This window comes from Desertibacillus haloalkaliphilus (assembly GCF_019039105.1).
Lineage (GTDB): Bacteria > Bacillota > Bacilli > Bacillales > KJ1-10-99 > Desertibacillus > Desertibacillus haloalkaliphilus.
The window spans coordinates 1-24,287 of the sequence record NZ_JAHPIV010000012.1; the positions used below are offsets into that span (position 1 = coordinate 1).

General features: G+C 39.4%; 28 protein-coding genes. 24 read left to right on the plus strand and 4 right to left on the minus strand.

Annotated elements, in window-relative coordinates; translation table 11 throughout:
- Positions 1 to 94 precede the first annotated feature (94 nt).
- On the minus strand, positions 95 to 469 hold the full coding sequence (locus KH400_RS13915) for a rhodanese-like domain-containing protein (RefSeq protein ID WP_217225507.1): 375 nt from the start codon (positions 467 to 469) through the stop codon (positions 95 to 97).
- A gap of 192 nt (positions 470 to 661) precedes the next feature.
- Here KH400_RS13915 and KH400_RS13920 point away from each other — a divergent pair, with 192 nt between their 5' ends.
- Positions 662 to 1,495, plus strand: a complete 834-nt coding sequence (locus KH400_RS13920) for a lipoate--protein ligase family protein (RefSeq protein WP_217225509.1) — start codon at positions 662 to 664, stop codon at positions 1,493 to 1,495.
- A gap of 47 nt (positions 1,496 to 1,542) precedes the next feature.
- Here KH400_RS13920 and dat read toward each other — a convergent pair whose 3' ends face one another.
- Entirely contained in the window at positions 1,543 to 2,388 is an 846-nt protein-coding gene (dat, locus tag KH400_RS13925) for a D-amino-acid transaminase (protein WP_217225511.1), read from the minus strand.
- Positions 2,389 to 2,873: 485 nt separating this feature from the next.
- Here dat and KH400_RS13930 point away from each other — a divergent pair, with 485 nt between their 5' ends.
- The 4 genes from KH400_RS13930 (at position 2,874) to KH400_RS13945 (ending at position 8,163) form a co-directional block, all read left to right on the plus strand.
- The gene (locus KH400_RS13930; RefSeq protein ID WP_217225513.1) at positions 2,874 to 5,438 is read left to right on the plus strand and encodes a vitamin B12-dependent ribonucleotide reductase; all 2,565 of its coding nucleotides are present in this window, start codon (positions 2,874 to 2,876) and stop codon (positions 5,436 to 5,438) included.
- Between the two features lie 191 nt (positions 5,439 to 5,629).
- Positions 5,630 to 6,655, plus strand: a complete 1,026-nt coding sequence (gene splB, locus KH400_RS13935; protein WP_217225515.1) for a spore photoproduct lyase — start codon at positions 5,630 to 5,632, stop codon at positions 6,653 to 6,655.
- A 100-nt stretch (positions 6,656 to 6,755) separates the two neighbouring features.
- Positions 6,756 to 7,181: a transcriptional regulator MntR gene (gene mntR / locus KH400_RS13940; RefSeq protein ID WP_217225517.1), complete on the plus strand. Its 426-nt coding sequence runs from the start codon at positions 6,756 to 6,758 to the stop codon at positions 7,179 to 7,181.
- A 91-nt stretch (positions 7,182 to 7,272) separates the two neighbouring features.
- Positions 7,273 to 8,163 (plus strand): patatin-like phospholipase family protein, encoded by an 891-nt coding sequence (locus tag KH400_RS13945; RefSeq protein ID WP_217225839.1) that lies wholly within the window; start codon positions 7,273 to 7,275, stop codon positions 8,161 to 8,163.
- Here KH400_RS13945 and KH400_RS13950 read toward each other — a convergent pair whose 3' ends face one another.
- Positions 8,164 to 9,003 carry a phosphatase PAP2 family protein gene (locus KH400_RS13950; protein WP_217225519.1) on the minus strand — a complete coding sequence of 280 codons (840 nt, stop codon included), beginning with the start codon at positions 9,001 to 9,003 and terminating at the stop codon, positions 8,164 to 8,166.
- Between the two features lie 49 nt (positions 9,004 to 9,052).
- Complete coding sequence (locus tag KH400_RS13955) at positions 9,053 to 9,427, minus strand: SA1362 family protein (protein WP_217225521.1); 375 nt, start codon at positions 9,425 to 9,427, stop codon at positions 9,053 to 9,055.
- A gap of 359 nt (positions 9,428 to 9,786) precedes the next feature.
- Here KH400_RS13955 and KH400_RS13960 point away from each other — a divergent pair, with 359 nt between their 5' ends.
- The 19 genes from KH400_RS13960 (at position 9,787) to xseA (ending at position 24,249) form a co-directional block, all read left to right on the plus strand.
- Complete coding sequence (locus tag KH400_RS13960) at positions 9,787 to 10,266, plus strand: YqhR family membrane protein (protein WP_217225523.1); 480 nt, start codon at positions 9,787 to 9,789, stop codon at positions 10,264 to 10,266.
- Between the two features lie 89 nt (positions 10,267 to 10,355).
- Positions 10,356 to 10,811, plus strand: a complete 456-nt coding sequence (gene aroQ, locus KH400_RS13965) for a type II 3-dehydroquinate dehydratase (RefSeq protein WP_217225525.1) — start codon at positions 10,356 to 10,358, stop codon at positions 10,809 to 10,811.
- Positions 10,790 to 11,857: a M24 family metallopeptidase gene (locus tag KH400_RS13970; RefSeq protein ID WP_217225527.1), complete on the plus strand. Its 1,068-nt coding sequence runs from the start codon at positions 10,790 to 10,792 to the stop codon at positions 11,855 to 11,857. The genes aroQ and KH400_RS13970 overlap by 22 nt, the downstream gene beginning before the upstream one ends.
- A gap of 89 nt (positions 11,858 to 11,946) precedes the next feature.
- Complete coding sequence (gene efp / locus KH400_RS13975; protein WP_217225529.1) at positions 11,947 to 12,504, plus strand: elongation factor P; 558 nt, start codon at positions 11,947 to 11,949, stop codon at positions 12,502 to 12,504.
- Positions 12,505 to 12,809: 305 nt separating this feature from the next.
- A complete protein-coding gene (locus KH400_RS13980) occupies positions 12,810 to 13,091 on the plus strand; it encodes a YqhV family protein (protein ID WP_217225531.1) in 282 nt (93 codons plus the stop codon).
- 96 nt (positions 13,092 to 13,187) lie between these two features.
- Positions 13,188 to 14,117 (plus strand): stage III sporulation protein AA, encoded by a 930-nt coding sequence (gene spoIIIAA, locus KH400_RS13985; protein ID WP_217225533.1) that lies wholly within the window; start codon positions 13,188 to 13,190, stop codon positions 14,115 to 14,117.
- Positions 14,114 to 14,626 (plus strand): stage III sporulation protein SpoIIIAB, encoded by a 513-nt coding sequence (spoIIIAB, locus tag KH400_RS13990; protein WP_217225535.1) that lies wholly within the window; start codon positions 14,114 to 14,116, stop codon positions 14,624 to 14,626. Before spoIIIAA ends, spoIIIAB begins: the two co-directional genes overlap by 4 nt.
- Positions 14,627 to 14,667: 41 nt before the next feature.
- Complete coding sequence (gene spoIIIAC, locus KH400_RS13995) at positions 14,668 to 14,874, plus strand: stage III sporulation protein AC (protein WP_217225537.1); 207 nt, start codon at positions 14,668 to 14,670, stop codon at positions 14,872 to 14,874.
- 9 nt (positions 14,875 to 14,883) lie between these two features.
- On the plus strand, positions 14,884 to 15,279 hold the full coding sequence (spoIIIAD, locus tag KH400_RS14000) for a stage III sporulation protein AD (protein ID WP_217225539.1): 396 nt from the start codon (positions 14,884 to 14,886) through the stop codon (positions 15,277 to 15,279).
- A gap of 26 nt (positions 15,280 to 15,305) precedes the next feature.
- Positions 15,306 to 16,484 (plus strand): stage III sporulation protein AE, encoded by a 1,179-nt coding sequence (gene spoIIIAE / locus KH400_RS14005; protein WP_217225541.1) that lies wholly within the window; start codon positions 15,306 to 15,308, stop codon positions 16,482 to 16,484.
- Between the two features lie 17 nt (positions 16,485 to 16,501).
- The gene (spoIIIAF, locus tag KH400_RS14010) at positions 16,502 to 17,134 is read left to right on the plus strand and encodes a stage III sporulation protein AF (RefSeq protein ID WP_217225543.1); all 633 of its coding nucleotides are present in this window, start codon (positions 16,502 to 16,504) and stop codon (positions 17,132 to 17,134) included.
- Between the two features lie 7 nt (positions 17,135 to 17,141).
- Positions 17,142 to 17,816 carry a stage III sporulation protein AG gene (spoIIIAG, locus tag KH400_RS14015; protein ID WP_217225545.1) on the plus strand — a complete coding sequence of 225 codons (675 nt, stop codon included), beginning with the start codon at positions 17,142 to 17,144 and terminating at the stop codon, positions 17,814 to 17,816.
- Between the two features lie 6 nt (positions 17,817 to 17,822).
- Entirely contained in the window at positions 17,823 to 18,428 is a 606-nt protein-coding gene (locus KH400_RS14020) for a SpoIIIAH-like family protein (RefSeq protein WP_217225547.1), read from the plus strand.
- 310 nt (positions 18,429 to 18,738) lie between these two features.
- Positions 18,739 to 19,098 carry a hypothetical protein gene (locus tag KH400_RS14025; protein WP_217225549.1) on the plus strand — a complete coding sequence of 120 codons (360 nt, stop codon included), beginning with the start codon at positions 18,739 to 18,741 and terminating at the stop codon, positions 19,096 to 19,098.
- A gap of 318 nt (positions 19,099 to 19,416) precedes the next feature.
- A complete protein-coding gene (gene accC / locus KH400_RS14030) occupies positions 19,417 to 20,766 on the plus strand; it encodes an acetyl-CoA carboxylase biotin carboxylase subunit (RefSeq protein WP_217225552.1) in 1,350 nt (449 codons plus the stop codon).
- Positions 20,767 to 20,810: 44 nt separating this feature from the next.
- The gene (locus KH400_RS14035) at positions 20,811 to 21,215 is read left to right on the plus strand and encodes an Asp23/Gls24 family envelope stress response protein (RefSeq protein ID WP_217225554.1); all 405 of its coding nucleotides are present in this window, start codon (positions 20,811 to 20,813) and stop codon (positions 21,213 to 21,215) included.
- Positions 21,216 to 21,594: 379 nt separating this feature from the next.
- The gene (gene nusB, locus KH400_RS14040) at positions 21,595 to 21,990 is read left to right on the plus strand and encodes a transcription antitermination factor NusB (RefSeq protein ID WP_217225556.1); all 396 of its coding nucleotides are present in this window, start codon (positions 21,595 to 21,597) and stop codon (positions 21,988 to 21,990) included.
- Positions 21,991 to 22,038: 48 nt separating this feature from the next.
- The gene (gene folD / locus KH400_RS14045; protein ID WP_217225558.1) at positions 22,039 to 22,890 is read left to right on the plus strand and encodes a bifunctional methylenetetrahydrofolate dehydrogenase/methenyltetrahydrofolate cyclohydrolase FolD; all 852 of its coding nucleotides are present in this window, start codon (positions 22,039 to 22,041) and stop codon (positions 22,888 to 22,890) included.
- A gap of 12 nt (positions 22,891 to 22,902) precedes the next feature.
- Positions 22,903 to 24,249, plus strand: a complete 1,347-nt coding sequence (gene xseA, locus KH400_RS14050; RefSeq protein ID WP_217225560.1) for an exodeoxyribonuclease VII large subunit — start codon at positions 22,903 to 22,905, stop codon at positions 24,247 to 24,249.
- Positions 24,250 to 24,287 lie beyond the last annotated feature (38 nt).

Genomic DNA, 24,287 nt, shown 5'->3' on the forward strand with positions numbered 1-24,287 from the left:
TGGACAAAAATACTCCCCCTAAGGTAAAACAGATTTTTATTTTTTAATCTGTCTACCCTAGAGGGAGCATATCATTTAAGCACAGCCTCTCATTTTATTTCTTTTTAATTTTGCCGTCCCACTTTTTGAATCCACCCTTTAGATGGTAGAGGTTTTCACAGCCACGTTTCTTTTTCAAAATCGTTGCGGCTTGTTTACTTCTTGCCCCTGATTGGCAGTAAAGATAGACCGGTTGATCTGTACGAATTTCATTGAGACGCTGGCGGAGTTGCGACATCGGGATGTTGCGGGCACCTAGGATATGACCACCATCATATTCTCTTGGTTCACGTACATCTATAAGCTGAGCTTTACGATAACCTGTACGGAATTCTTCTGGGGTTAGATCTTGTAAATATTTTGGCTTGATAAAGCGTCTAGCAATTAAGAAAATCAGTACAGCAATTAGAATAATCCATAAAAAATCCATGAATGAACGAACACTCCTTTTACGACATCATCATTTCTATATAAATTATAATCATCATAGCCAGAATTAGCAAAGACTTTATAACTATAATGGATCGATCTTCGTTGTGCAAGTGCAGTTTTTTGACAGCCTGTTAACTTTTGTTAAACTAATGTTAGGATATACTTTTCAAAATGAGAGAAGAGGTTAGACATGAAAGAAACATGGCATTTTATTGACTCAGGGAATTGTTCGCCCGCTTATAATATGGCACTTGATGAGGCATTATTAGACTGGCACAGCAAAGGGAAAGTCCCACCTGTGATTCGCTTTTATGGCTGGGATCCGGCAACCCTATCGGTTGGCTATTTCCAAAAGGTAGAAAAAGAAATTAATATGGAGGCTGTGAAAAAGCATCACTTAGGGTTTGTTCGTCGCCCTACAGGAGGGAGAGGGGTGCTCCATGATCAAGAGTTAACCTACAGTGTGATTGTGTCCGAGGATCACCCGGAAATGCCCGCAAGCGTGACGGAAGCATATCGCGTAATTTCGCAAGGCATCCTTGAAGGGTTCCGTGAAGTGGGGTTAGATGCCTACTTTGCGATTCCAGAATCTAAAGAGGATCGTGAAGCACTTAAAAACCCTAGATCAGCTGTTTGTTTTGATGCCCCTTCTTGGTATGAGCTCGTTGTTGAAGGAAGAAAAGTGGCCGGCAGTGCACAAACGAGACAAAAGGGTGTGATTCTTCAGCATGGTTCAATTATTTTAGAGATTGATGAAGATAAACTATTTGATCTTTTTAACTACCCAAATGACCGGGTTCGTGAGCGCATGCAGCGTAATTTTAAAAATAAGGCGGTGGCCATTAACGCATTAAGAGAAAAGCCTCTTTCACTAGATGAAGCCCGTACGTGCTTTAAAAATGGATTTGAAAAAGGATTAGATATTGAACTTGTTCCTTATACGCTAACAAAAGAAGAAGAGGCGTTTGTTCAAAAGCTGGCAAAAGATCGTTACGAATCCGATGATTGGAATTATCGTAAATAAAAAGAGCTGTGGCAGTCCCAACCAGTGGGATCGTCACAGCATTTTTGTTAAAGAGCTTCAATAGATTCAGAAAAACAGCGTTGGAGATCTCTAGTGACTGGACCGACAGGGTATGTTTGTTGGATGGTTCCCTCAATAGAAATGATCGGGGTCACTTCATTACCTGTACTTGTCATAAATACTTCATCAGCGTTCTTTAGTTGTTCGAGCGTAAAAGGCTCTAGGACGACATCAATATGTAGCTCATCTACAAGTGATAAGACGAACTGACGTGTGATTCCATTTAAAATTAAATTTGTTGCTGGATGAGTATAAAGGACGCCATCCTTTATGATAAATATGTTCGATGATGAACCCTCAGTAACATCATTACCACGATGTAAAATTGCTTCATAGCATTGATTATCAGCAGCCTTTCTTTTCGCAAGGACATTTCCTAATAGGTTAATCGTTTTAATATCACATCGAAGCCAGCGAATATCTTCTGTAGTAAGGGCATGTACACCCTCTTTTTTTGCATGTCCATTCGCAGGCCATTCCTTACTAAATCCAGTTATAATCGGTGTGATTTCTGGATCGCGTTCATATAGGTGGTTCCGCGGGGAAATACCTCTTGTCATTTGGATATAGATGAGACCACAGTTAACGTTGTTTTTTTCAATCAATTGTCTAATTAATGAGTAAAAGGTCTCATGTTGATAAGGAACTGCCATATCCAACTTCTTTGCGCTTTCGAAAAAACGCTCAAAATGTTCAGTTAATAGAAATGGTTGTTGATTATAGACACTAATGACTTCGTAAATGCCGTCTCCAAAATTATAGCCACGGTCCTCGAAATCAATTGTAACTTCACCCCTTGTTACAATCTGATCGTTAAATAGTACATACTGCATGTTGATTCCTCCATCTTGATTTTAAGATCAACTTCGATTATCATTCAATTTTGTATTTAGTTTATTACATTTGTGTCGACATTGCATATGGAAATGATAAATCTTTTTTATAAGGTAAAAACGATGATTGTGTGAATGAAGCTCTAAAATATGCAACTAGGGAATTTATGCAAAAAACAACGTGAAAACACAAGCATCGCATTTTTTCTCTTTTTTTCGTAGTTATTTACTTTCTTACAAAGTTGACAAAATTAAAATACGAACGTGCAGGTCACAATATATAGTGTTGATCTTGAAATGTCGAATACTATATATTGATTTGCGGTGAGGTGTATGATAAGCTAAGGCAAGCAAAACGTTCAGCGGTATTCGTCGGCAGAACGTTACTCTATTTGATAAAAAGTGATGAGGACAAGCTTGCCATCAACTTATGGTACATACATCGATGTCTAGTTATGTGATTTTATTAAGGGGGAGAAAATGGAATGACGATGACGATGTCAAAAGGAACAAACATCAACATTGAGCGGTTGAATCAAGATATTGAACAATTTCCTCAAGTCCATCCAATTACAAAGGATATGAAGCTGACAAAACAAGGAGTTTCGAGACTTGTCATGCTCGATCGATATACATTCAAAGATACAGAAAAGGTAACATTAAAAGAAGGCGACTTCGTTGTGTTGACGGTTAAGGAAGACCCGAAGTTTCCTGCACGTGGATTTGGTATTGTTCAGTCCATCAATTGGGATATGAACCAAGCAAAAGTCCGTGTTGATGAAGAATTTCAAGCTATGCTAGAGGATCCAGAAGAAGTAAATTCTGGGGTCGTGACGCGCTCGTTAGACACGATAGAAAAACCGTTAGAAATTTTTTATGAACAAATTGCTAAGCGTAATGCAACTGGACTAGCTTCCGTTGAAACGGACGAAACGAAACGCCAACAATCATTTGAACGCTTTTATGATGAGCTGGTTAAGATGAACTTCATTCCAGCAGGACGTGTTCTTTACGGCGCTGGTGCTGATACAGATGTAACTTATTTCAACTGTTATGTGATGCCTTACGTTCAAGATTCACGTGAAGGAATATCGGAGCACCGTAAACAAGTCATGGAAATTATGAGCCGTGGTGGTGGTGTAGGAACAAATGGTTCAACCCTACGTCCGCGTAACACACTTGCACGTGGTGTCAATGGTAAATCATCCGGTTCGGTATCTTGGCTAGATGACATTGCCAAGTTGACGCACCTTGTTGAACAAGGCGGTTCAAGGCGTGGAGCTCAAATGATTATGCTCGTCGATTCTCACCCTGATATCCTTGAGTTTATTATCTCAAAGATGCAAAACCCAAGAATTTTACGATTTTTACTTGAAAGTTCAAATGATGAGCTTATCAAACAACTTGTAAAAGAAAAGTTACATTTTACGCCATTAACAGAGATGGAAAAGTCCATGTATCAAGGAATTTTGAATTATAAGGCGATCCCGGGTCAAGGTGGATTTGAAGATAGTGTCATTCAGGAAGCTGAAGAAAAACTTAACATCGGCGGGACATACAGCGTCAATAATCCAGAATTTTTAACAGGAGCAAATATTTCAGTGTGTTTAACGAAGGAATTTATGTACGCTGTTGAAAATGATGAAGATTATGAGCTTCGCTTCCCAGATGTTGAGAGCTACAGCGAAGAAGAAATGGAAATTTATAATCGTGAATGGCATGAATGTGGTGATGTTCGTGAGTGGGAAGCACGAGGCTTTAAAGTGCGAACGTACCGCACGATTAAGGCGAAAGAATTATGGAATTTAATTAATATCTGTGCGACATATTCAGCTGAACCAGGTATTTTCTTCATTGACAACGCAAATGACATGACGAATGCAAAGGCGTATGGTCAGAAAGTTGTCGCAACAAACCCGTGTGGTGAGCAACCTCTTGCACCATATTCTGTTTGTAACTTAGCTGCAGTCAACTTGGCTGAGATGGCTGACAAACAAGCCAAAACGGTTGATTTTGAAAAGCTTAAACGCACGGTTGAAACAGGGGTACGTATGCAAGACAATGTTATTGATGCGACACCTTACTTCCTTGAGCAAAATACAAAGCAAGCCAAAGGTGAGCGTCGTGTTGGTTTAGGAGTTATGGGGCTACATGACTTATTAATCTACACAGAAACGGTTTATGGCTCTGAGAAAGGCAATCAATTGGTTGATCAGATCTTTGAAACGATCGCAACGACTGCTTATCGGACAAGCATTGAGCTTGCAAAAGAGAAAGGAAGCTTTCCATTTTTGGTTGGGAAAACTGACGAAGAAACAAAGGAACTGCGTGAGGCATTTATTCATACAGGCTATATGAAAAAAATGCCAGAGGACATCCGCCAAGGCGTATTAAACTATGGCATTCGCAACTCTCACTTATTAACGGTTGCCCCAACAGGGTCAACGGGAACGATGGTGGGAGTAAGTACAGGACTTGAGCCATATTTCTCTTTCTCTTACTTTAGAAGTGGCCGTTTAGGTAAATTTATTGAAGTGAAAGCAGAAATTGTACAAGAATACTTGGATCAAAACCCTGAGGCCGATGAAAATCATCTACCGGAGTGGTTCATCTCGACGATGGAACTTTCTCCTGAAGCTCATGCCGATGTGCAGTGTATTATTCAGCGTTGGGTCGATAGTTCACTATCAAAAACAGTAAATGCCCCGAAAGGATATTCTGTTGAACAAGTTGAGGCTGTTTATGAACGACTATATCGTGGTGGTGCTAAGGGCGGTACCGTTTATGTTGATGGTAGCCGTGATGCTCAAGTATTATCACTAAAAGCTGAAGAAAACAGCTTTGATGATGAGCAAAATAATCATGAACAACATGGATTTAATGAACCGGTTGTGCTCGTTGAAACGATTGCCGATGTCCGTTCAACAGATGTAACATTTGGTTCAGAGATAGGGAATAAATGTCCAGTTTGTCGTGAAGGAACGGTTGAAGATATTGGTGGCTGTAACACATGCACAAATTGTAAAGCGCAATTAAAATGCGGCTTATAAAAAAGTAGACAATGGGGATGTTTCAAAAGGTTTAAATTAATCTTTTGGGCATCCTCTTTTTTTATGAAAGAAAAGCACATGCGGCCTCAGTGGTCGGTCATTTCATCGTTTCCATCACTTCCATCAACTACACCTGTTCATGACCGTACCTTGTGTGAACACTATAAAAAAAGGTAAAAAGGGTGTTAACGATGAATGCATTTATTCCACAACTTGTTTATATTGAACCTAATGCACTTAATTATCCGCTCGGTGTCGAGCTGAAAGATAAATTTGAAAAGATGGGGATTGAAATTCGTGAAACGACTTCTCATAATCAAGTTCGTAACATCCCTGGTGATACTGAATTGCAAAAATATCGAAATGCAAAGTCAACGTTAGTCATAGGCGTTCGAAAAACATTAAAATTTGATACGTCAAAGCCATCGGCTGAGTATGCGATCCCTCTAGCTACTGGTTGTATGGGACATTGTCATTATTGTTATTTACAAACGACGATGGGGGATAAACCATATCTACGCACATATGTGAACCTAGATGATATTTTTGAGGCAACACATCAATATATAGAGGAGCGCAAGCCAGAAATTACTCGGTTTGAGGCAGCTTGTACATCAGACATTGTTGGTATTGATCACCTAACGCATTCACTAAGGAAAGCGATTGAATTTATCGGCCAAACCGAATTAGGGCGACTACGTTTTGTCACTAAGTATCATCATGTTGATCATCTTTTAGATGCGAAACATAATGGAAATACGAGGTTCCGTTTTAGTCTTAATTCCAACTATGTAATCAAGAACTTCGAACCAGGGACTTCTCCTTTTGATAAACGAATTGAAGCAGCGGGGAAGGTAGCTAATGCAAATTATCCTCTAGGGTTTATCTTAGCCCCGCTCTATCGTCATAAAGACTGGGAACAAGGATATCTAGACCTATTTGAACGATTAGAAGCAACGCTGCCATTGTATGCGACAAAAGATCTTACGTTTGAATTAATACAACACCGCTTTACAAAAACTGCAAAGCGAATCATTGAAAAACGTTATCCAAAGTCGAAGCTAGAGATGAACGAAGAGGAACGTAAGTATAAATGGGGGAAGTATGGACGAGGCAAGTACGTGTACCAAAATGATGAAGCAACAGAGCTGAGAGAAACAATTGAATCGTATATTCATAAATTTTTCCCTAACGCAAAAATCGAATATTTCACCTAATACAAGATATTGTCGTCGGTCGTCGATTATAGTACAATTAAGCTGATATGATCATGTATAAATCTGATGAGTAACGGTGAGAGGAACTGGAGGGGACCCGATGCCAACACCTAGTATGGAAGATTATTTAGAGAGAATATATATGTTAATTGAAGATAAAGGATATGCACGAGTATCCGATATAGCTGAGGCGTTGGAAGTCCATCCATCCTCTGTAACGAAAATGGTACAGAAACTAGACAAAAGCGAATATCTCATTTATGAGAAATACCGTGGATTAGTACTTACTCCAAAAGGAAAAAAGGTTGGAAAACGTTTAGTATATCGACATGACCTTTTGGAAGACTTCATGAAAATCATTGGGGTAAATAAGTCCAATATATATGATGATGTTGAGGGGATTGAGCACCACTTAAGCTGGGATGCGATCGACCGAATTGGCGACCTCGTACAATTTTTTGAAGAGGATCAATCGCGAGTCGAGGCTTTGCGCGATGTTCAAAAAAAGAATGAAGAGCAGTCATAGCAATAAGCTATGGCTGCTTTTCATTTTTTAGCTTAACACGCGGACACTTCGTGGCAATTTGCATAGGTTGTTATGGAGGAGGTAGATGAACGTGGAGATCGATGGTGTATTTGAGGGAGGGGGCGTGAAGTCACTAGCTTTTATTGGCGCATTAAGGGAAGTTGAACGAAAAGAGATGACCTTTGATCGTATTGCTGGAACGAGTGCAGGTTCTGTCATTGCATCTTTTATTAAGGCTGGCTATACGAGTCAAGAAATCGAATCTCTTGTCACTAATACTGACTTTACTACATTTATGGATCCGATCAACTCGATTCTTCCTTTTCGTTTTGCGAAATGGGCTCGCGTCTATTGGAAATTAGGTTTATATAGAGGAAACTTACTTGAACAATGGCTTTCTGACCAATTAGCTGTAAAAGGAGTGAAGACTTTCGCAGATCTCCCAGAAGGTTCACTCAAAATTATTGCTTCTGATTTAACACGTGGCCGTCTTATCGTATTACCTGATGATTTGGAGCAATATGGTTTATTGCCAGAGAAGTTTCCAGTTGCGAGAGCCGTGCGCATGAGTTGCAGTATTCCGTATTTTTTTGAGCCTGTAAAAGTGACAGGTGCTTCAGGGAAACGTTTTGTCATTGTTGATGGTGGCGTCCTTAGTAATTTTCCAATTTGGTTATTTCTAAATAAGAAAACGAATAAATTAAAGCGTCCGTTGCTTGGATTTCGGTTATCACCAAAATTTGATGACTTGCCAGAGAATGATATAAAAAATGCGTTAGGACTATTCCACTCTTTATTTGAAACGATGTTGCGAGCACATGACCTTCGGTATATTACAAAAGATCATACCGATAATATCGTATTTATCCCTGTAGAGAGTGTAACGGCTACTGATTTTGATCTTAGTTTAGAAAAGAAAAAAGCTCTCATCAACATTGGAAGAGAGCGTACAAACAGATTTCTTAAACAGTGGACCTATTAATTAGAGGCTCATTCGTTTGCCTGAGCGTTCATAGATTTTGAATTTGATAAATAGCATAGGAGCTAACCATGTGATCCACATTCCCATTAGTGCAGCGTGAATAAATAGAATGGCTGGTTGTTCAGGTAATAGGAAGCTTAGGCTATAGATACTAAACAACCCAATTGTGCCGATCAAGAAGGCGATTGTTTTGCGTGTGTAGTTAGGTGAGATGACCATTCGGTTCTTAATTTGTTCAAAGCCATAACCGACGCCGACACCTAAAAGGAGACCTGCAAAGAAGCTGCTTTTAGGGTTCAATAATACGAGTGCAATGGGTATAACAAAAGAAAAAATAAGTTTATAATTATCAGGCATCGATCCTAACCAATCATAGGACCGGTAAGACATGTAAATGATGAAGCTTGAAATTAAAATGGCGGCCACTACATCAGCTGGCCAATGTGCGCCTGTGTAGAGACGAGAAAAGGAAATAAGTCCAATATAAACACAAGCAAAAACGGTAAACCAACGCTTAGAAATTGCCGGAATTAAAAAGCCCCAGAAGGATGTCGCTGCTTGTACATGACCACTTGGAAATGAATAACCAGTAGTGAGTGGCTGATGATCTCCCGGTCGTTCAATCATAAAAGTAGACTTTAAAAACTCATTAACATACATTGAAAATAGGAAAACATAAAAAAGGTAAAAGCCTATTTTTTTATGTACGACCCAATAAATGAATGGGATAAGTAGAAAGTAACTATATTCGTGGCTGATGAATGAAATAAACGTAAAAAAGAGATTGATCAGCGGATGATCTAATTCAGTTAAAAAGGTTAAAAAGGTAGATTCAAACATACCGCTTTTCCTCCTGCAATGAGTAGTAATGAAAAAGAATCGAGCGATATTAAAAAAGTGCTCGATTCTTTTTCTTGCTCTTATTTTTCTTGCCTTCGATGACTTTCAAATTATGTTCATTTTTTCGTTTATTCAATGGTCGAGTAGGTGTTTTTTTGGCTGTTGCTTTTCTTTTATGTGGAACAACATTGTTTTTCTTGAATGGGTTTGCTCTCTGTGATCTTTGTTGTCGTTGAGGCGCCTGCATACCGTACTTTTTTGCCATGAATCGTTTAAATAAAAAGAAAAGACCAGCAGCGATCCCTACAAAAATAAGTGCTTGAACGAACAAACCAACAGGATCAGTATATAGTCGATAAAGTAAACCTACAACAGCTAGACCGATAATTAATAGGACAAGCGGATGAAACGGCTGACGAGACATTTTGTTCACCTCCGTGGATAGTTAACGAACAAAAAATAACCAATGTTAAATTTACATAGTCTATCTATTCCCTCTTTATTTCCATAGTTTGAAAAAGTCATTCAATTGGTGTAGCGAAAGCCAAAGGCGAAAGTTTACATCTAATATTATGTTATTCTACATCATTCCCATATAATCCTTTTTAATCACTTTCTTCCATTACATTTTCCCCAAATATTCATATTTTAGACCTGGTGAAGACATTTAGCGAAATGCTCTAAGTTTAAAAATGGTGACTTTAATATAAAAAAATGGAAATTTTGTCATTACACCTATAGAGATTACAGGACATGGACATAATACATGCCGAGGTGATGAAGATGGGAAAAGAACAACTAGAACAAAATAAACAAGAAGCACCAATGTCTTATCATGGCAAGATAGCTACGATTGGATTTTTTGGAGGATTGATTTGGAGTATTGTAGCCTATATTGCTTTTTTCTTTAATTTTATGAGAGTTGGGCCTGCATTAGTACTGATGCCTTGGGCATTAGGTGAATGGAAAGAAGGATATATCGGACAAATTGTTGGTATTATTGTCATTTCATTATTGTCCATCGGTGTTGCGTTCATTTACAAATTAATCTTGGAGAAAGTGTATAGCTTGTGGGCTGGCGCTATCTATGGAGTTGCCCTATGGGCATTAGTATTTTACGTGTTAAACCCTGTATTTCCAGGGTTAAAATCTGTCGCAAATTTAGATTCAAATACGATTATTACTTCAATTTGTTTATTTATCATTTATGGCATCTTTATCGGCTACTCGATTTCATATGAGTATGCAGAAACGTATAACTAGCGTGAGCTAAACTATTCAAAAATTGGGACCTATGGTAAAATATATAATGCTGTGTATTTATTCACAAAAAAGAAATAAGGAGAGGCTTCATGAAGAAAATTCTCGTTATTAACGGTCCCAACTTAAATCGTCTTGGATTACGTGAGCCTGATGTTTATGGTCAGCGCACCTTAATTGATTTAGAAACATTGGTCGTTGACTATGGCTTAGGCCGCTCATGTGAAGTGACGTGCAAACAGTCAAATCATGAAGGGGAAATTATTGATTGGATTCATGAGAGTGATGCATTCTCTGGTATCGTGTTAAACCCAGGTGCATTTACACACTATAGCTATGCCATTCGTGATGCGATTGCCAGTGTACAAGTGCCAGTCATAGAAGTTCATATCTCCAATGTGCATGCACGTGAATCGTTTCGACATCATTCGGTTACTGCACCGGTATCAAGCGGCCAAATTGTTGGCTTAGGATTTGGTGGGTACAAACTTGCAATTGATGCATTACTAGCAAAGGGGGAAGATGGATGGAACGAATCGAACAATTAAGAGCCCGCTTTAACGAAAATGATATTGATGGACTGTTAATTACAAGTCCAACCAACCGTCGTTATATGACGAATTTTTCAGGAACTGCTGGTGTTGCATTAGTTGCTGAAAAAGGGGCGGTTTTTATTACAGACTTCCGCTATGTTGAGCAAGCAAATGAGCAAATTACCGGTTTTGAAATTGTCGAGCATCGTGGTCCTATTACAGCCGAAGTTGCGCGTCAAGTCAAAAAATTAGGGGTCAAGCGTCTAGGCTTTGAGCAGGAACATATGACGTTTGGAATCCATCATACATATCAACAGGAGCTTGATTGCCAATTGGTCCCGGTGTCCGGCATAGTCAATGAGCTTCGTCTTCGGAAAGACCAATCAGAAATAAGGATCCTTGAGCAAGCTGCAGAAATTGCTGATGCTGCCTTTTCACACATCACATCATATATTCGCCCGGGCCAAACTGAATTAGAGGTTTCAAATGAACTTGAATTTTTTATGAGGAAACAAGGAGCTATATCTTCTTCATTTGATATTATTGTTGCCTCTGGAAAGAGATCGGCATTGCCGCACGGTGTTGCTAGTGAGAAAGTGATTGAAAAAGGCGAATTAGTTACATTAGACTTTGGTGCTTATTACAAAGGGTATTGTTCAGATATTACGCGTACGGTTGCTGTCGGTGAGCCAGGTGAAGAGCTAAAAACGATCTATGATACGGTATTGCAAGCGCAATTAAAGGGAATGGCAGAAATAAAGCCAGGGATGACTGGGCGCCAAGCAGATGCCATTACGCGCGACTACATTACAGACAAAGGGTACGGAAAATATTTTGGACATTCAACAGGACATGGTCTCGGAATGGAAGTCCATGAAGGTCCATCATTATCTACAAAATCCGAAACCGTTCTTGCACCAGGGATGGTTGTTACAGTGGAACCGGGAATTTATGTGTCAGATGTTGGTGGTACAAGAATTGAAGATGATACGTTAATTACTGAGACTGGTAATCGATCGTTGACATCATCACCTAAGGAATTGTTAATTCTCGGAGAATAAAAAAATAGCGTCTTCAACCATTATTATATGGTATAGTTTAGAAGTGCAGAAAAGTAAACATTTGAGTCTAAAGGTGGAGGAATTTTTTTATGATTTCAGTAAATGATTTTAAAACAGGACTAACGATTGAAGTTGATAATGGCATTTGGCAAGTTATTGACTTCCAACATGTAAAGCCAGGTAAAGGTGCGGCGTTTGTGCGTTCCAAGTTACGAAACTTACGTACAGGTGCGATTCAAGAGAAAACATTCCGTGCAGGTGAAAAAGTGTCTAAAGCACATATTGAGAACCGTCGAATGCAATATTTATATGCGAGTGGTGATGCGCATACATTTATGGACAATGAAACGTTCGACCAAATTGAATTGCAAACCGCTCAAATTGAAAATGAACTGAATTACTTAAAGGAAAATATGGAAGTTCAAATTATCAGTTATCAAGGTGAAACTTTAGGTTTAGAAGTACCAAATACTGTTGAGTTAGAAGTAACTGAAACAGAACCAGGAATTAAAGGCGATACAGCCTCTGGTGGGACGAAGCCAGCTACACTGGAAACTGGCCTTACCGTTCAAGTACCATTCTTTGTCAATGAAGGTGAAAAATTAATCATTGATACACGAAAAGGTGAATATGTATCACGCGCATAATAACTATAGGTAACTAAAACGCCTCTTTGATCATTGCGATCAAGGAGGCGTTTTAGTCTGTTTATAGCGGTAGTTTCTCTAAGGTACCATCTCGATATTAAGCAGCATCTATCTTTATGTTGGGCAGGTATGGAAGTTGCTAGACGGGAAGGGAATTTTTCATAAAGCGATAAGGTGTTTTGAAGGGTATCAATAAACCTTTTAGAACACCTTTTTGCTTTGTTCTGTTTTTGTAAGCTTTGAGTTCTGAAAGGGATTTTTATGACATAGGTTGTACAAAGTAGAAGCTCTTTGGGGGGAAGCATGTGAAGGCGTGGCTAACAGGACTTGAAACTGCTCTTATTGGGATGGTTATTATCAGGTTAATTTCGGGCTTTATTGAACTGTCCGCAGCAGCATTAATGTTTAAATTTAATAGCGTTGAAAAAGCGGTTGCTATTAATGCACTTTTGGCAATCGTCGGCCCTCTTGTTTTAATCACAACGATGACGATTGGATTAGTCGGTATGTCGGACAAACTCTCTTTGAGTAAGCTCCTTATGATTGGATCTGGGGTGTTATTAATTTTAATCGGGTTACGTCGTTAATAACAATTAAGGCATATTGTGGCCAAGCTTGCATACATTTTCAGTAGTGAGTAATCGTGAAGTAGATGATTTTTTTGGTGAAAGTGAGGAAAGAAAATGGATGCCGTTATAGCCGTTTTACCGGATTCGATAAAAAAACTGGTTCAGGATTTACCTGCCTCGATCAAAGAGAACATTGAAGAAATCCGTATTCGGATTCATCGGCCGTTAGAGATTATAGCATCAGGTAAGCCGATCTATCCGCAATGGAAGGGAACTCACTATAGTGTTCGAGTAGAAGATGCGGTTCATTTGTTAAACCAATTAAGTCAATATTCGCTGTATGCATTCGAGGAGGAGCTAAAACAGGGGTTTATTACGATTCGTGGTGGACACCGAGTAGGATTAGCTGGGAAGGTCATTGTTGAAAAAGGACATGTGAAAGCGATTCGTGATATCAGCTCCTACAATATTCGCGTGGCTAGGCAGAAGAAAGGAGTAGCCACCCCTGTAGTTCACCATTTGATCAATGGTGATTGGTTAAATACATTAATTATCGGGCCTCCACAAACAGGAAAGACAACCTTATTGCGTGATATTGCTCGACTAGTGAGTTGTGGTGTGCAAGACGTACCGATTGCGCCACAAAAAGTAGGCATAATTGATGAGCGATCTGAAATTGCAGCAAGTGTCAAAGGCGTTCCACAACATGATCTAGGGAACCGGATTGATGTATTAGATGCTTGTCCAAAAGCAGATGGCATGATGATGATGATTCGCTCGATGAGTCCTGATGTGTTAGTTGTCGATGAAATTGGGCGGAAAGAGGATAGCGATGCGATTATTGAAGCCATTAATGCTGGTGTAAAGGTGGTAACGACTGTTCATGGATACGGGATGGAGGATGTAGCAGAGCGTCCGACAATTCGAAGGTTATTACAAACAAATGTATTTCGTCGCTGTATAGAGCTCACGAATACAGAGAAACCAGGGACAATCTTGAGGATTCGCAATCATGCTGGAGAAGATGTGGTGAGACTCTCTTGAAGCTGTTAGGTGCTGTTATCATCCTTATTGCTACTACTTGGGTAGGGTTTGAATTTGCGAAGCGGTTGAGTGAACGTCCTCGACAATTGCGGCAATTAAAAGTCGCCTTACAATCACTCGAAGCCGAAATCATGTATGGTCTTACCCCACTCGCGGAGGCTAGTGAGAATATCTCAAAGCAATTGCCAAAACCGGTTTCTTATTTCTTTGAGCGGTTTGCCTATTTATTAATGACAAAAGAAGACAGTGTACAATCGGCGTGGGAAGAAAGTTTAAAAGAAACTTGGCAATTAACGGCGCTGTGCCAAAGTGAACTAGAGGTCATGCGCCAATTTGGTGCGACGTTAGGACAGCATGATCGGGATCACCAACAGAAGCAAATTCGATTAACTCTTGCTCACTTAGAACGGGAAGAATTTGAAGCGAAAGACGTACAGAATCGTTACGAAAAGATGATTAAAAGTCTAGGCTTTTTAACAGGCTTACTGATTATTATCTTAATGATGTAAGAATGGCATCCATTTAACAAGTAGTAAGGGGGATGATGAACATGGCATATGATGTAAACACAATTTTTCAAATTGCCGGAATCGGTATCGTGGTTGCCATGATTCACACGGTTTTAAAGCAAATGGGGAAAGAAGATTGGGCTCACTGGGTCACACTTATTGGTTTTGTTGTGGTGCTCTATATGGTCGCCTCAATTGTTGATGATTTGTTTCAAAAAATTAAAGGTGTCTTTCTCTTCCAAGGCTAAAGGGAGGTGTTGACCATTGAAATAATCCAAATTGTCGGTCTCGGGTTAATTACAACCTTCCTAGCACTTGTTGTGAAGGAGCAAAAGCCGTTATTTGCGTTTATGTTGACTGTTTTTGTTGGCGTACTTATCTTTCTTTTTTTAATTGAGCAAATTTATCAAGTCATATCAATGCTAGAAAAAATCGCTGTGAATGCAAATGTTAATATGGTGTACCTGCAAACGATACTTAAAATCATTGGGATTGCTTATATTGCTGAATTTGGTGCACAAATAGCGAAAGATGCTGGACAAGCGGCGATTGCATCAAAAATTGAGCTAGCAGGTAAAGTACTCATTATGGTGATGGCGATCCCGATTCTAACAGCGATTATTGAAATGGTGATTTCTTTACTGCCAAGTTAAGTGCAGGACAGTTAGGGGGTGAATTGATGAGACGTCTTCTATTACTATTGCTCGTTATCGGGCTGTTTGTACCTAACCTTGTCCTGGCAGAAGAAGCCTCTGAAGGTGAAATAGAGCAAGAAGGTTTTGTTGAGGAACAGTTAGAGAAGCTGGGTATGGATGAAATTAAATATTATTGGGAGAAAATTGCGCACGAATATGGTGGTTTTTTGCCGGAGAGTCAAAAAGGAACATTTATGGAGTTTGTATCTGGTGAAAAGCAGTTTTCGATAAAAGAATGGTTTATAGGTTTAATCAAATTTTTGTTACATGAATTATTAGTCAACGGAAAATTGTTAGGTTCATTAATTTTGTTAACGGTCTTTAGTATGATTTTACAGTCTCTGCAAAATGCATTTGAGCAGCATACGATCAGCAAGGTTGCTTATGCGATCACGTATATGGTGTTAATTATTATCGCATTAAATAGTTTTCATGTTGCAATTACGTATGCGCAAGATGCGATCAGCAATATGATTCATTTTATGATTGCACTTATCCCTTTACTTCTAGCATTAATGGCCTCGATTGGAAGTTTAACATCTGTTGCTCTATTTCATCCTCTGATTGTGTTTCTAGTGAATACGAGCGGTTTATTAATTCAACATTTCGTCCTGCCTTTATTGTTCTTGTCGGCAGTCTTAAGTATTGTCAGTACGTTAACCGATCATTATAAAGTGACCAAGCTTGCTGATTTATTAAGAAATGTAAGTATTGGTGCGTTAGGTGTATTTCTAACCGTATTCTTAGGGGTCATTTCCGTTCAGGGTGCCACCTCAGCAGTCGCTGATGGGATTACCGTTCGGACTGCAAAATTTGTTGCGGGTAATTTCGTCCCTGTGATCGGGAGGATGTTTACAGATGCTGCAGATACCGTGATGGGTGCCTCCGTTTTATTAAAAAATACGATTGGTTTAGCTGGACTAGCTATTCTTATTCTTCTTTGTGCGTTTCCGGCAATCAAAGTCCTATCGCTTGCACTGATCTTTAATATTGCAGCAGCTGTCCTGCAACCACTCGGTGGCGGACCGATTATTGATTGTTTAACGATTATTGGCCGAACTGTATTATTTATTTTTGCTGCGTTAGCAACGGTTTGTATGATGTTCTTTTTGGCAGTTACGATTCTAGTTGCAGCAGGGAATGTATCGTTGATGATGAGGTAGGAAAGGAGGAGGGATCGATGCAGCTTATTATTGAATGGATTACAAATATTATTCTATTAATTTTGCTTGCCACGATATTAGAGCTTCTTTTACCTAATTCAAGCATGCAACGATACGTGAAAATGGTTGTCGGGCTGTTGTTATTAGTGATGATCCTAAATCCGCTATTGTCAATCTTCTCTAAAGATGTTAACGAAATTTTTGATGTCGCAGCCCTTGAAGATGAGGCAATCACCGTATCTAGCTTAGAAAATTCAATTGAAAGTAAGAAAGTAGATATAGAATCTGGACAACGTGCATATATTTCAGAACAGGTGGCTGTCCAATTGAAAAGACAAGTAGAAGAGGAGTTGGTAGACAGGTTTGATGTGGAAGTAACTGATGTTGTCATTTCCATGGAACAATTTGCTGCTGAGGATGGTGTAGAGGAACAGATTGATGAAGTATCAGTAATAGTAAAACAACGAGAACATGAAGTGGTTTCTGATAGTAATGAAGGGATTGAATCGGTGGAAGTTGTAGCGATCGATACGACAAGAAAACAAACTACGGAGGAAATACCTATAGATGTTAAAGAGGTACTCGCGTACTTAGAAACTGAGTGGCAAATTTCTAAAGAAAAGATTTCTTTAGCATGGGAAGGAGGATAAACATTGTATGGACAAAAAGGGTGAAAATAGTAATACACAGTGGTTAAAGAAATTATTTCAAAAAAAAAGTGATGGAAAAAAAACTTCCATTCATTATGTAGCACTTATTTTATGTGTCGGTGTGGCTTTGATGATTCTGGGGAACTTTTTCAACAGTGATGACAGTGGGGATCAACCTAGTCAAATGGTGTTCAATGACTCTCAGACACTTGAAGAGGATGAGCCTGCCTTTGGTCAAAATGAATCACGAGAGCCTTTTTCAATGGAAGACTATGAATATCGTTATGAGAACCAGCTAAGAGAGGCGCTTGAGAATATTGTTGGTGTCTCTGATGTTTCTGTAATGATTAATTTGGCAGAAACAGAAAGGAAAGTTTATGAAAAAGATGTGAGCTTAAAACAACAACAGACCGATGAAACCGATCGTGAAGGTGGAACACGTAAGGTGGAGGACATGACAAAAGATGAGCAGGTTGTCATTGTTAGAAGTGGGGACAGCGAAGAACCAATTGTCGTAAAAACTGAAAAGCCGGATATACGCGGTGTATTAGTTGTTGCCAGGGGGGTTGATAACATTCAGGTAAAATCGTGGGTGGTTGAAGCGGTTAGTCGGGTTTTAGATGTGCCCGCCCATCGCGTGTCAGTGTTACCGAAATCAACAGAACAATCAAAGGAGGAATAAGAAACTATGGTATTAAAGAAACAGACAGTTTGGTTATTAACAATGCTTAGTTTAATTATTGTCTTATCAGTATATTATATTACGGCACCAGGACAACCGAATGATCAATTTGCCATGCTTGAGGTTGACGAGGAAGAAGAAATGAATGTATTGGAAGAAGGCTTTGATTTTACCGATGAAGAGATGGATGCGATTGTCAATATTGAAGAAGGTCCTGAAGGTGCGGAATCAGCAGATGACAGTGTTATTCAAGGGATTGCTGATGATGAGGTATTTACATCGATTCGCCTAGAGCGTGAAGAAAGCCGTGAACGATTGAGTGAAGAATATACGAATATTGTCGCTTCTGATGATGTTTCAGCGGAACTAAAGAGTGAAGCGCTAGATAAGATTGATAGTTTACAAGTTCTCTCTCAACAAGAGTCAATGCTTGAAACGTTAATCCGGTCAAAAGGTTATGACGATGTTCTTGTGATTACTGAAGATGAGCAAGTAAAAATTATTGTTAAAGCAGATGAATTATCATCTGAACAAGGAAATGAAATTATGATGATGGCTCGAGAGCAGTTAGGGGATAAAACAGTCGCTGTTGCACATCAACCTGCTGAGTAAGGTTTTAACTTTTAGGGATGCTATATCAGGCATCCCTAAAAGTTGTTTTTTTCGGTTAACAGAGTGTTGCTGGTCATCTTCACATCTTTTTAGATGAAATACATTTCAGTTAGATCGAACCGTTCCTTGATCATGCATTCTATAAAAACGAATTGTTTTCCTTTTGCTTCCGATTTGTAAGACGATCCCGTTTAACTTTTGGAAATTGTTATACTGACATGTAAAATTGAAGATAATAATGGTATAATACGACACTGTGATCATATCAACAGGTAAGTGTCTTACAAATCCAAGTGAGGGAGAGATCATTATGGAATGGAATGATTTAACAGAAGGTGCAAAAGCCGTATTAGAACAAACACGAAATGTGAAAAACGATAACATTCAAATTGTTGAATTTGAAGTTGGCTTTGAGGAAGAGTTTGACCATGATGGCAACGATGCTTATAAAGTATCGATTCAAGAAGAAGATTATCAAAGCTTAAAACGGTTTACAAAAGAAAATGAATACGGTGAAAAGTATCACATGGCTAGAAATAAAAATATCGTAAAGATTATTTTATTAGAGAATGGAAAAATTCCTGATAATCTATCTGAATACCCTGTCTTTAGACAATATAAAAATGATCAAACAACGAAAGATAACATTGAGAATGAGACAGAAGAATAAGTGAAGCTGCTCCCTCCATCGTTTGCCTTTTTTAGTGGAGGGTTTTTGTTTTCTTGAGGACTTGTTCATTCTATAATGTGGTATAATAAGCTCATGCTCTATGTTTGGTATGCGAGCAGAGAGAACGGTGGATATGTCCACCATAGTTTTAATAGTCTGCAACCTACAATCAGCATGGCAAAAGCCTAGAAAACATACATCTTAAGCAGGAACTGAAATCAAACATACAGAACTTCTTTAAGGGAAGAACTTTTAGTTTACATACGTTTAGTAATGATCGACAGGAGTTCGTTCGATCAGGATAGGAGCGTTGCTATTATGATAAAAAAACTATTGATTGCAAATCGTGGAGAAATAGCTGTCCGTATTATTCGCGCTTGTCGTGAGTTAGGGATTGAAACGGTAGCCGTATATTCAGAGGCAGATAGGGAATCACTCCACGTTCGTCTGGCTGATGAAGCCTACTGCATTGGACCAACACCTTCAAGTGAGAGTTATTTAAACTTCACAAACATTATGAGTATTGCAACCCTAACCGAATCAGACGCCATTCATCCAGGCTATGGTTTTTTAGCAGAAAACGCCGATTTTGCGGAAATTTGTGCTGCTTGTAATGTGACGTTTGTTGGTCCTAGTCCAGACGCGATTAATCGTATGGGCACAAAAGATGTTGCAAGAGAAACCATGAAAAATGCGGGTGTACCGATTGTCCCTGGTTCCGATGGGATTGTCAAAGATACGGACGACGCCGTTGCTGTTGCAAAAGAAATTGGGTATCCTGTGATTATCAAAGCGACTGCCGGTGGCGGCGGAAAAGGGATTCGTGTTGCTCGTAACGAAACAGAGCTTATCAAAGGAATCTCTATCACACAGCAAGAAGCTGCAACAGCTTTTGGGAATCCAGGCGTTTATTTAGAGAAATATATTGAAGACTTTCGTCATGTTGAGATCCAAGTATTAGCTGATAATAATGGACATGTGATTCATTTAGGCGAACGTGACTGCAGTATTCAACGACGTTTGCAGAAGTTACTTGAAGAAACACCGTCACCAGCCATTGATGAAGATAAGCGTGCAGAAATGGGGAAAGCGGCTACAGCTGCAGCGGCCGCAGTGAACTACTCAGGTGCAGGTACGGTTGAATTTATTTTTGATCATAATGATGGTAATTTTTACTTTATGGAAATGAATACAAGAATTCAAGTCGAGCATCCTGTAACGGAGATGGTTACTGGTGTCGATCTAATAAAAGAACAAATTCGAATCGCTTCAGGTGAACCGTTAAGCTTTTCTCAAGAAGATATTCAGTTCCAAGGTTGGTCGATTGAGTGTCGAATTAATGCCGAAAACCCTGATAAAAACTTCATGCCTTCACCAGGAAAAATTACTTCATACTTACCGCCGGGAGGGTTAGGTGTCCGCGTTGATTCGGCTGCATACCCTGGCTACACGATTTCACCATTTTATGATTCAATGATCGCAAAAGTGATTACGTATGGTGCAACGAGAAAAGAGGCCGTTTCACGAATGAAGCGGGCGTTAAAAGAATTTGAAATTGAAGGGATTGAGACAACAATTCCGTTTCATTTACGTTTGCTAGAACATGAGCAATTCTTGAGCGGTGATTTTAATACAAAGTTCTTAGAAATTTATGATCTTAAGGCGTAAAACGTTGAGTCACTCGTGTAAAGTATATTTGGAGGTGTTGCATAATGAATGAGAACCAAATGTTAGATTTAGATGAACAAAAAAATGAATTAGGGAAAGTCGAAATCTCACCTGAAGTGATCGAGGTAATTGCTGGCATTGCTGCCTCAGAAGTTGATGGTGTTGCAACCATGCGTGGGAACTTTGCTAGTGGTGTTGTTGAGCGACTAGGTAAGAAGAATCATGGTAAAGGTGTTAAAGTTGATTTGACTGAGGAAGGTATTATCGTCGATGTGTCAGTCGTTATGATTTATGGGGTTGCGATTCCGAAAGTAGCTGAACAAATCCAATCAAACATTAAGCAAACATTACAAACGATGACAGCGATCGATCTTAACGCTGTTAACGTCCATGTTGTCGGTGTACAGTTTGAACAGGCTCAAGAGGAAGAGAGCCTTGAAGAACAATAAGTTGCTGTGATAAGTCGCCATGCCTTTTGCATGGGCGGCTTTTTTTGTGAAGCAGGGAACCCTTCAAGAGAGTACTGGAAAGGGTGGGTAATCAGTGAAAGGGCTTACTCGCATCGCCTTCCATTAAAGATTAAGAGATCCCCTGAAGTAAGAGAAGTTTTTCCTTGAGATGTAGGATTTGTGGATCCTCTTTGCAATCCACTTCAGAGAAAAATATAATGTTTATATTAGGATCACTTTAAAATGAGTAAATCATGGCTAAAATAAAAAAAGATCACAATATAAATGTTAACGAGGTTCTGTATTCATGCCTCTGGTTATGCTATGATCTAACATAGCATCAGTAGAATGAAAACATTCGTTTTAAAGGAGTAATAGGATGAAGAGAAGATTAGCAAGGCAAAAAGCAGTACAATCACTTTTTCAAATTGATGTAAGTGATACAGATTGGCAGGAAGCGATCGAAAATACGCTTGAAGACAATGAAGAGCAAGACGCGTTTATTACAGAGCTAGTCAGAGGGACACTTGCTCATCAAAAAGAAATTGATCAAATAATTACCGATCACCTCGAGAACTGGACACTTGAACGAGTAGGGAATGTCGATCGAGCGATTATGCGGATGGCGATCTATGAAATGAAGTATATCGAGGATATACCGATGAATGTCTCTTTAAATGAAGCGATTGAACAAGCAAAGGCCTTTGGCGGAGAAGAGTCAGGCCGATTTGTAAATGGTGTTCTATCAAAAGTAGCTAAAGCTCATAAAGCATAAAGCTTTTGAGATTATAAATGTCATTATTTTAACAAGGGAGTGGGGAAATTGACAGCAGAATTAATTAGTGGAAAAGAACTTGCGCAACAAAAACGTGAGGACATGAAAGCAGAGGTTGAACAGTTAGCAAGAACAGGAGCCGTTCCTGGGTTAGCTGTCATCTTAATAGGTGAGGATCCTGCGTCACAGTCTTATGTCAAAGCAAAAGAGAAAGCATGTAATAATATCGGTATCCATTCGGTTGTGCAGCGATTACCTGAGGCAACAACGGAGCAGGAGTTGCTAGCAGAAATTGACCGACTAAACGAAGATGAGACCATTCACGGGATTCTTGTGCAGCTACCGTTACCCGATCATATTTCAGAAAAAGCAGTTATTGAAAGTATTTCTCCTGAAAAAGATGTAGATGGGTTTCATCCGATTAATATTGGCCGTATGATGATTGGTGAAGAAGGGTTTTTGCCTTGTACACCGTTCGGTATTGTGGAGATGATCAAGTCCAAAGGAATTGAAATCAGTGGAAAGCATGTGGTTGTTATTGGTCGAAGTAACATTGTTGGTAAACCAGTTGGGCAATTACTACTAAATGAACATGCGACAGTTACATATTGTCATTCTAGAACAAAAAATATGAAAGAACTTACGAAGCAAGCAGATATTTTAATTGTTGCTGTAGGTATAGCCAACTTTGTCGGATCTGATTATATCAAGGATGATGCGGTTGTTATTGATGTCGGTGTGAATCGCTTAGACAATGGGAAATTATGTGGAGACGTTAAGTTTGATGAAGCCAAGGAAGTAGCATCTTATTTAACACCGGTACCTGGTGGGGTTGGCCCAATGACGATTACGATGCTACTTCATAATACGATTCAATCGTTTAAACGAACTCAAAAATAAAGGAGCTTGGTCATGGCCGTTGATCATTTTTTAACAGTTACTGAGATTACAAAGTATATCAAACGATCATTTGATCAGGATGAGCAGCTGCAAAATATTTGGATTCGTGGTGAACTATCGAACTTTAAGCGGCACAGTCGAGGGCATATGTATTTTACAGTAAAAGACGAGAATTCACGAATGCAGGCGGTTATGTTTGCAGGCAACAATCGCTTTTTGAAATTCCAACCCGAAAATGGAATGAAAGTGTTGTTACGAGGTGATATTTCTGTCTATGAGCCGTATGGCCAATATCAATTTTACGCAAAAGAAATGCAGCCAGATGGCATTGGTAATTTATATTTAGCTTTTGAAAAATTAAAGGAGCAATTGTCACAAGAAGGGCTGTTTTCTGAACGTTATAAAAAGCCAATTCCTGCTGTGCCAATGGAAATTGCGATCGCCACATCACCAACAGGGGCGGCGATTCGAGATATAGTGACTACGCTAAAACGACGGTTTCCAATAGCGAATATCACGTTATTACCCGTTCTTGTTCAAGGGGAAGAGGCTGTCCCTTCAATTGCAAATGCCATTACCCAAGCAAATCTAGCGGGTAAGTTTGATCTGCTGATCGTTGGGCGCGGTGGTGGCTCAATTGAAGAACTGTGGGCTTTTAATGAAGAAGTTGTTGCTAGAGCGATCTTCGAGTCAAAACTTCCTGTGATCTCAGCGGTTGGACATGAAACGGACTTTACGATTGCGGACTTTGTTGCAGATTTACGTGCGGCAACGCCGACAGCAGCGGCTGAATTAGCCGTGCCCGATCTTTCCGAATTAAATGAACGCTTAAAAGGGCTTGAGGCAAGACTAACTCGCTCTGTGAAAGAGAGGTTTGCGTTAGCGAACCAGCGTCTTTACCATTTACAAAAGTCGTATGCCTTTCGCTATCCTGTCCAATTGGTCAAGCAAAAGGAGCAAGATCTTGATCGGTTAGTTGAACGACTATCACGTCAATCACACCGTGCGATTGGTGAGCATCAACAGAAGTTAGCTCAATTGACAAAAGACTTGCAGCGAAACCATCCACTCGAACTTGTAAAACAAGCAAGTCAAAAACAAACAGAATTAGAAACGAATCTCCAACGTCTGATGAAGGATCGTTTGAAAGATCATAACAATACGTTCCAACAGCTTGTAGCGAAGCTAAATGTATTGAGCCCACTCCGTGTCATGGAGCGTGGTTATAGTTTAGCTTATACAGAAGATGGCACACTCGTTAAATCAACTGAACAAGTTGCTGTAGGAGAGTTCGTTGATGTTCGGTTGAAGGATGGAACGCTTGCTTGTGAGGTAAAACAGATCGAAGAAAAACAGTAACGGTACTGCTAAAATAAAAGAATAAAAAGGGTGTGGTA

Excerpts from the sequence above, each read along its gene's own strand:
- KH400_RS13915 (WP_217225507.1), bottom strand. The coding sequence starts at position 469 with ATGGATTTTTTATGGATTATTCTAATTGCTGTACTGATTTTCTTAATT.
- KH400_RS13920 (WP_217225509.1), top strand. The coding sequence starts at position 662 with ATGAAAGAAACATGGCATTTTATTGACTCAGGGAATTGTTCGCCCGCT.
- dat (WP_217225511.1), bottom strand. The coding sequence starts at position 2,388 with ATGCAGTATGTACTATTTAACGATCAGATTGTAACAAGGGGTGAAGTT.
- KH400_RS13930 (WP_217225513.1), top strand. The coding sequence starts at position 2,874 with ATGACGATGACGATGTCAAAAGGAACAAACATCAACATTGAGCGGTTG.
- splB (WP_217225515.1), top strand. The coding sequence starts at position 5,630 with ATGAATGCATTTATTCCACAACTTGTTTATATTGAACCTAATGCACTT.
- mntR (WP_217225517.1), top strand. The coding sequence starts at position 6,756 with ATGCCAACACCTAGTATGGAAGATTATTTAGAGAGAATATATATGTTA.
- KH400_RS13950 (WP_217225519.1), bottom strand. The coding sequence starts at position 9,003 with ATGTTTGAATCTACCTTTTTAACCTTTTTAACTGAATTAGATCATCCG.
- KH400_RS13955 (WP_217225521.1), bottom strand. The coding sequence starts at position 9,427 with ATGTCTCGTCAGCCGTTTCATCCGCTTGTCCTATTAATTATCGGTCTA.
- KH400_RS13960 (WP_217225523.1), top strand. The coding sequence starts at position 9,787 with ATGGGAAAAGAACAACTAGAACAAAATAAACAAGAAGCACCAATGTCT.
- aroQ (WP_217225525.1), top strand. The coding sequence starts at position 10,356 with ATGAAGAAAATTCTCGTTATTAACGGTCCCAACTTAAATCGTCTTGGA.
- KH400_RS13970 (WP_217225527.1), top strand. The coding sequence starts at position 10,790 with ATGGAACGAATCGAACAATTAAGAGCCCGCTTTAACGAAAATGATATT.
- efp (WP_217225529.1), top strand. The coding sequence starts at position 11,947 with ATGATTTCAGTAAATGATTTTAAAACAGGACTAACGATTGAAGTTGAT.
- spoIIIAA (WP_217225533.1), top strand. The coding sequence starts at position 13,188 with ATGGATGCCGTTATAGCCGTTTTACCGGATTCGATAAAAAAACTGGTT.
- spoIIIAC (WP_217225537.1), top strand. The coding sequence starts at position 14,668 with ATGGCATATGATGTAAACACAATTTTTCAAATTGCCGGAATCGGTATC.
- spoIIIAE (WP_217225541.1), top strand. The coding sequence starts at position 15,306 with ATGAGACGTCTTCTATTACTATTGCTCGTTATCGGGCTGTTTGTACCT.
- spoIIIAF (WP_217225543.1), top strand. The coding sequence starts at position 16,502 with ATGCAGCTTATTATTGAATGGATTACAAATATTATTCTATTAATTTTG.
- spoIIIAG (WP_217225545.1), top strand. The coding sequence starts at position 17,142 with ATGGACAAAAAGGGTGAAAATAGTAATACACAGTGGTTAAAGAAATTA.
- KH400_RS14020 (WP_217225547.1), top strand. The coding sequence starts at position 17,823 with ATGGTATTAAAGAAACAGACAGTTTGGTTATTAACAATGCTTAGTTTA.
- KH400_RS14025 (WP_217225549.1), top strand. The coding sequence starts at position 18,739 with ATGGAATGGAATGATTTAACAGAAGGTGCAAAAGCCGTATTAGAACAA.
- accC (WP_217225552.1), top strand. The coding sequence starts at position 19,417 with ATGATAAAAAAACTATTGATTGCAAATCGTGGAGAAATAGCTGTCCGT.
- KH400_RS14035 (WP_217225554.1), top strand. The coding sequence starts at position 20,811 with ATGAATGAGAACCAAATGTTAGATTTAGATGAACAAAAAAATGAATTA.
- nusB (WP_217225556.1), top strand. The coding sequence starts at position 21,595 with ATGAAGAGAAGATTAGCAAGGCAAAAAGCAGTACAATCACTTTTTCAA.
- xseA (WP_217225560.1), top strand. The coding sequence starts at position 22,903 with ATGGCCGTTGATCATTTTTTAACAGTTACTGAGATTACAAAGTATATC.